This is a genomic window from Mesobacillus zeae, from assembly GCF_003570705.1.
Lineage (GTDB): Bacteria > Bacillota > Bacilli > Bacillales > Cytobacillaceae > Mesobacillus_C > Mesobacillus_C zeae.
Genome location: NZ_QWVT01000064.1, coordinates 1 through 6,520 on the forward strand (window position 1 = coordinate 1; position 6,520 = coordinate 6,520).

At 34.4% G+C, this 6,520-nt stretch carries 6 protein-coding genes; all 6 read right to left on the reverse strand.

Annotation, left to right across the window (positions count from 1 at the left end; translation table 11 throughout):
* Nucleotides 1-62: 62 nt before the first annotated feature.
* On the reverse strand, nt 63-788 hold the full coding sequence (locus D1970_RS21760; protein ID WP_119114924.1) for an alpha/beta fold hydrolase: 726 nt from the start codon (nt 786-788) through the stop codon (nt 63-65).
* A 108-nt stretch (nt 789-896) separates the two neighbouring features.
* Nucleotides 897-1,262 carry a nuclear transport factor 2 family protein gene (locus tag D1970_RS21765; protein ID WP_119114925.1) on the reverse strand — a complete coding sequence of 122 codons (366 nt, stop codon included), beginning with the start codon at nt 1,260-1,262 and terminating at the stop codon, nt 897-899.
* Nucleotides 1,263-1,397: 135 nt separating this feature from the next.
* Nucleotides 1,398-1,778, reverse strand: coding sequence for a DUF6262 family protein (locus D1970_RS21770; protein WP_119114926.1), 381 nt, complete (start codon nt 1,776-1,778; stop codon nt 1,398-1,400).
* Nucleotides 1,771-3,885, reverse strand: a complete 2,115-nt coding sequence (locus D1970_RS21775) for a tyrosine-type recombinase/integrase (protein WP_119114927.1) — start codon at nt 3,883-3,885, stop codon at nt 1,771-1,773. The genes D1970_RS21770 and D1970_RS21775 overlap by 8 nt, the downstream gene beginning before the upstream one ends.
* Nucleotides 3,886-3,898: 13 nt before the next feature.
* The gene (locus tag D1970_RS21780) at nt 3,899-5,020 is read right to left on the reverse strand and encodes a tyrosine-type recombinase/integrase (RefSeq protein ID WP_119114928.1); all 1,122 of its coding nucleotides are present in this window, start codon (nt 5,018-5,020) and stop codon (nt 3,899-3,901) included.
* 551 nt (nt 5,021-5,571) lie between these two features.
* Complete coding sequence (locus tag D1970_RS21785) at nt 5,572-6,048, reverse strand: DinB family protein (RefSeq protein ID WP_119114929.1); 477 nt, start codon at nt 6,046-6,048, stop codon at nt 5,572-5,574.
* Between the last annotated feature and the right edge of the window lie 472 nt (nt 6,049-6,520).

A 6,520-nucleotide genomic window follows, 5' to 3' on the forward strand; every position in this document is an offset into this window, starting at 1 on the left:
TTGAAAAATGTTGACAAACTATTAGCTGGTTTAGTTTAAGTGCAATTATTCACAATTTAATTTTAAACAATATCAATCAACTTATTTATCGCACTGACTGCCACTTCTGGTTCATCATTTTGTATATAATGAGCACTATTTTCAGCAATCACCAATTCACCATAAGAGGATATTTCAAGAATCTCTCTCTGCATTTCATTCCATAACTCTTGTGATTCCTTTGAATAATGAGCCTTCTTACCTGCTGAAAGAACAATTAGTGGGACATTTAATTTAAGTTTTGTTTCTTTTAGCTGCTTTAGGCTTTCCATAAATTCATCATAATCTCCTTCATAAACGAATTGCTTGTTGTATGCTTGTTGAAAATCTTGTGACATCGTTGGGAGAAATCTTTCTCTGTAATCTTCGGGCGTAGAGTCAACCAAGACAAGTCCACAAACTTCATTTTGATATTCAGTTGCAAACATTCGCATATTAACTCCACCAAATGAATGACCTACTAAAATGTAGGGAGGTTTAATCTCGGTTTCCATAAGAAGTTCCTTCAATTCTTTTACCATCTCACTGCTGGTTCTAGGGTTAGAACTTGTTTCACTTTTCCCAAGTCCTGCTCTATCATAAATTAGAACATTAGTGAGCATTGAAATATCCCCAATTACTGAATCCCAGGCCTTGGAAAAATCCCCATATCCGGCATCCATTACGACTGTAGGTTTTCCGTTATTTTTTCCCAACAACTTAGCATATAGTTTACAATCACTTATTTGCACAAACATTTCTTTAGTCATTTAATCTATTCCTCTCATTTTGCCAACTATCATTAGTTATTATTTAAAAATATAAACACTCCTTCTTCAACTAAACTGCCCAGTAAGCACATTAAGGCGAGATTAAATTTAAACCGAAGGCTCAGTTTTGGTACCTTGATGAAAAACCAATTTCCATACACCCTCATTTAACTTCCATATAGAACTACGTAAGGAATGTTGGTTACTAATTTCATTGAAAATTCGGTATGTAGCTAATACAATATCATCCGATAAAAGGTGAATCTCAAAATGACTCAATTTCATTTTAACTATTCCTATACCGTCATCTGCAATATCTTCATCTTTATACAAAACCTTACCTGAACTTCCGAATTCAAAGAAATCATCAGCCAATAATTTTTTTAGCTGAGTTCTTGATGAACGTATTTCTGGATTTAATAAATTCTCCTCTAACTGTTTTATATGGTCTTTTAGATTATTTTCTGTTTCCATTTAGAATGTCTCCTTTACAGCGATTAGTATACTAATTCAACAAAAAAGAGCACTAATCCTTTAGATTAATGCTCCAAATGCTATTAAGCTAACCTGCCCCGTTGAAGAAGAAGGGAAGAACACCGTTCTCCCCCTTCATAACTTCTTATAAACCTCTGCATAAGCAACTTTCAGTTGTTCCCTTAATTGCTTGTTTTCCTCTTCCAACTTTTGATTTTTTCTTTTTAGAGATGCAATGAGGGCATCCTTATTGCTTTCGTTCATTTCTCGCTTTACTTGTTTTGGTGTAGGTACTTGTGATTGCTGATTTCGCAATGTTTCAATTCTTGAACGGAAGTCCTTGTTGTTATACAATGTTGCTTTTGATACATCAGCTTCACTGGCTACACTGTTAAAGTTTATTTTCTCATTGGCTCTTATGAGCCTTTTAATGGCTTCATCTACCTTCTGAGAGGTATTAGTCTTACGATTAGTATGAATGGCCTTTAAGTGGGCAGCACGGTCATATTCAGCCATTTTGAACACCTAACTTTCTTTTCATCCGATCTTGTCGTCCAAAGATAATGTTTCCTTCTTGGAGGGTATTTAAAATGTTTTGATAACGTTGTAAGTTCTTTTCGTTCTTCTCGGCAATATCCTCTCGCCCTCGTTGTTTTGCTATTTCAATTGCCTTCGTGGTTGTTTTAATGTGAAGCTCGTATTTTTGCGTATCTAACTCCGAAAAACCAACAGCTAAGTCTTTACATGGGGTTTGATTGTCACCACAGGTGAGGCAAGGGGGAGCTTCCATATGCGGACAATTACCGTTTAAACGGGCGTGGCACGTTCCATAAGGATTGTCCATCGCATTTAGCTTGTGATCCTGCCACAAGGCATCTAAGATGTCTATTGGTATGTTTTCTCCTGCTTTGATTTCTTGCACTTCACCGTTTAGATCAAAGCTAAAGACACCTTGTTTGATAACTGATTCAAATGCTTTTCTTTTTGTATCGTCTAATAGCTTGGCATATCGTAATGTCATTTCGGGTGAAGCATGAGCTAACAATTCTTGGACCGTTAGAATATCCGCACCACCATTTAACATTTTTACACCGTAGGTGTGACGGAATTGGTGAGTTTTGAAATGAAACAAGTTTCCATTTTCATCCGTAATGTTCTTTCGCTTGGCTAAAATATTTAGTTGGTCTTGTACCCACCCTTGAATAAAAGGTTTACCTTTCCGTTGACCACGATAACGGACAAAAATATACCCTTCGGGATTGTTGTCTTGATTGCTTAGTTTTTTTAATTTGTCGATAAGAACCGCAAGGATTCCTGCTAAATCATCGTCAATGGGAATTCGATGCCCTTTTACAAAAGTTTTTTCAATATCCGTTTCAATGGAGTATTGACCATTGAGTTTTATCAAGCAATCAGAGGTTAATTCTAATACGTCAGAGATTCTAAGACCTGTCTTAAACGCAATCCAAACAACAGGCACAACTTCTTTATGCAAGTCAACAATATGCGTAAAGAGCTGCTCTAACACATAGTCAGGGATGTAATCAATTTGATCCACTGATTTTTTCCTTGGCTTAGGTTTGTCTTCAGGAAAAATCAACAATCTCACATGAGTTTCGGGAGCCATTTCATAGTCATACCGTTGAATATCTTCAAGAAATTTGCACAAGATTGATAATGAGGAATTTATATAGCTTTCAGGATGCGAGTTCTTTTGTTTTATAATGTTTTTAGCGTATTCATATAAATATTCAAGATATTTTACGATATGTGTACGATTTAAAGCCTTCAAATCCTTCCACGTTGGCTCTAAAGAAAATATAAATGAGAAAAACATTGAGAGAGCATGTAGATAACGTTGTGCTGTACTCCATGAAAATCTATTTCTACTAAGCAATCGTTGTTTTATATATTTTTTTATTTGCTCACGAATACATCTATCAAACTTTAGATAGATAAGGTAGTATTGACCTTTACTTTTGCTGTATTCTACACCATACTTATCATGAAGAATACGAACATCCCATTTGTCTTTTTCAAACTCATCTCGGTTGTCCATGTATTGAAATAACAAATTATAAATTTGTCTTAAAAAACGTGCTACTATTGTTTTTTCAATCCCGTCTTTTTGAATTATCCTTTGTCTAAGCTTCTGAGTAGCAACTCCTTTTTCATTCAACCAAAACAAATACTCTCGTTCTACTTTATCAATATCCAAATCCAACAAGGATGATAGTTTAGGATATTTTATGTTTAAGAACTCGGTTATTTTCTTTAATGGGGTTGGATGAGCGCTAAAAACACTACTGATTGTCCATAAATCGTTAAAGAGTTGTTTATAATAAACATATTTCACTTCTAAGTTGATTGTAGGGTTGGTGAATCGAAAATAAATATTTTTATTTTTATAGAAATAGTTCGCTACCACTTCTTTGAATTGCTTGACTTCACCTATAACATCGACATTCCATTTGTCATTGACTAAGAAATATGGGTTTTTTACTTGTTCAATGGAAACCGAACCATCTTCATGTACTATTTTTTCGGGATAAGTGGAAAGTTCTTTTTGTAATCCTTCGTGAAATCCTATTTCTTCTGTATGAAAATTCTTGATGTGTTTCATTCGGTAACTCCTTTTAGTTATCTTTCTTTAGGTTAAATTCAGATTGAGCCTTTTGCCAATCTTCTCGAATATCTTCATCCGAGGGATGTAAGTACAGGTTCATTGTTGTTTGAATTTGAGAGTGTCCTAATCGTTCCTGCACCTGTTTAATATCTTTTGTTTTCTGATAAAAGATTGTAGCGTGTGTATGGCGAAATAGGTGTGGGTGGAGGTTTATCCCTGTTTTCTTTTTCAAACGCTTAAAAAGAGATTCCACGTTCCAATATTCCATTGGTTTCCCTACATCTTTTCCTCGCAGTTTTACAAAAACAAAGTTTGTGTCCAAATCTAATTCGTCCAGCACTTCATACAAATAATCGTCATATAGATCCATTAAGGATTGTGATACATAAATTTCTCGCTCTCCCGTCTTTAACATAGCACCGTTTTCTAATTCCCCACGATCCACTAAGCGAATTCGATGTCCCTTGCCATGATCAAAAATGAAATCTTCCATGAAAAGAGCGAGAGCTTCTCCAATACGCAATCCCGTTTCAAATAACAATTGAATTAAGAATCTATCGCGGATATTGGTGGCTGCCTGTAATACTTGCTGTACTTGTTTTTTTGTGAGAGTGTCTACTTTTTTCCTTGGCTCTTTTAATTTCAATATGTTTCTGATTGATGGCTTGTCCTTGTTGACATGATGTAAGAAACTTTTATAACGTGAGTGTCCCCCTGTAAATACTTGCTTCATCAACTTTTCCATCATGTCATTTTGTACCTCTTCATTTCTGTAAAGGTAGTCATAAAAGTTCGCTATGACTGTAATGGTAAGGTTAATTGTTTTTTCTGTTCGCTTTGCTTTCTCTTGTTGAAGAGGAGTGACATTCGAACTCTGATAAGGACTTCTTAACCATCCCACAAAATCAGCTAAATCTTCTAATCGGATCAACGTGTAATCCTTCTTTTTCTCTTCTAAGTAGGCAAAAAAATGCTTTAAGGAATAACAATATGTCTTTTGAGTATTAGAGCTTTTTCCTGTCTTATCTAAATACTTTATATATTTCATCACTGGCATTACAGGAAACCCCTCTTGATCCAGTAATATGTATCTCCTGTTGTTATTCTCTATGAGAACTTCTTGTACCCTCATAGCACATCTCTCCTTAAAGATAATAACGCTCGGTCGAAAGACCTCACTACGCCTCCCGCTGTGAGCTAAGTCCCCTTGCGAAAAAGCAAACATACGTTCTTTTTTATTTTATACATACAATACGATTTTTTCAACATCTAATTAAGAATTCTACTATGCAAAAGAAAAGAGGATATATGCTCATATATTGAACATAATATCCTCTTATTAGTTTAGTCTATTTAATTAATAAACGGTACGACTTTATTAAAAAGCTACATCCATGCTTATCAATAAACCTGTTGGGAAAACTTGTTGCTTTTCAAAAGACGTTCCTGGACTAATGAATTGTACTTTTTGCCGATTGTAGGATGTTTAAAATCGGCTAAGCTTTATTATTTGAATCAATTTCATAATTCAATTTTTTAGTAAAATATACGAACGTTCAAATAAAAAATAAGTAATACGAATGCTTATTTCAGCGTGTCAAAAATCGAATATTACAACGGTCAATAATTTAAGGGGTATTGCATAAAAGAACAAGACATTAACTAAAGTCTTGTTCTAAATCATTAATCCCATATCTTTGGGCGGTCAATTCCCATTGTTCTCATATAATCTAACAACTGACCTGTGTGAACAGATTCGTGGTAAGCGATACGCAATAACATATCCCCAAGTGTTCTAACATATCCTGCATCAGAAAGGTCTATTCGTATATTCTCTAAATCACTTACACTAATTGTCTTAATATATTTTAAGAAATTCTCACGATATGGCTGTGCAAATACAAGTTCATTATCTACCGTTGTAAAATCCTTGTCTTTAAAAGGATTAGATAGATCGGATAATGCTTTACTGCCTCTTCCGATAAGAACTTGGTGATAAAGAAACTCACCTTCTAATAAATGTCTAATCATTTCTGCACAAGTAAGAGCCTCTTCGTCAGGTTTCCAATTCAGCTTTTGTTCAGGGATTGCTTTCCAAACCTTTATACTTCTACTTCTTACTTCTTCAAAGTTGAGAATTATTAAATCATTCACATTCATTAATTTGTCATCCCCCTTGTTTTATCCATAAGTAAATTATACCAAATTTATTATCTCGGAGGGCCACTAATTCCACTCTTTTTTTTGAATTCTCCAGTTAAAACACTCCTTAGATTCCTAAGTTTTCTTTCGTTGTGACCAAAAATCCTGACTCTTAGTTTTAAGAGTCAAAACTGAGATTATCACAAACATTTAAATTTGTGTTTTCTCGAATTATTCAATTTTGTTCTAATGTAGCTACACTTTATATTTAACTAAAGCCTCCTTTAGTTCCATATCAATTTCACTTTACTAATAGACTTGTATTAAAGGCCTTTGTAATTTCAGCAAACCCAACAATTTGAGACGCTTCTTGTATTAAAATTTTTTTCCAATCCATAAGCAACTTGGATAGGCCTCTGGTGTAATAAGGGTTATTGTACCTAAGACGGTTTCCCCTTTATAAAAAAGATTGATTATTTATGTTCCTTGT

Bases quoted from the DNA above. Each gene is read 5' to 3' on its own strand.
- D1970_RS21765 (WP_119114925.1), bottom strand. From the start codon at position 1,262: ATGGAAACAGAAAATAATCTAAAAGACCATATAAAACAGTTAGAGGAG.
- D1970_RS21770 (WP_119114926.1), bottom strand. From the start codon at position 1,778: ATGGCTGAATATGACCGTGCTGCCCACTTAAAGGCCATTCATACTAAT.
- D1970_RS21780 (WP_119114928.1), bottom strand. From the start codon at position 5,020: ATGAGGGTACAAGAAGTTCTCATAGAGAATAACAACAGGAGATACATA.
- D1970_RS21760 (WP_119114924.1), bottom strand. From the start codon at position 788: ATGACTAAAGAAATGTTTGTGCAAATAAGTGATTGTAAACTATATGCT.
- D1970_RS21775 (WP_119114927.1), bottom strand. From the start codon at position 3,885: ATGAAACACATCAAGAATTTTCATACAGAAGAAATAGGATTTCACGAA.
- D1970_RS21785 (WP_119114929.1), bottom strand. From the start codon at position 6,048: ATGAATGTGAATGATTTAATAATTCTCAACTTTGAAGAAGTAAGAAGT.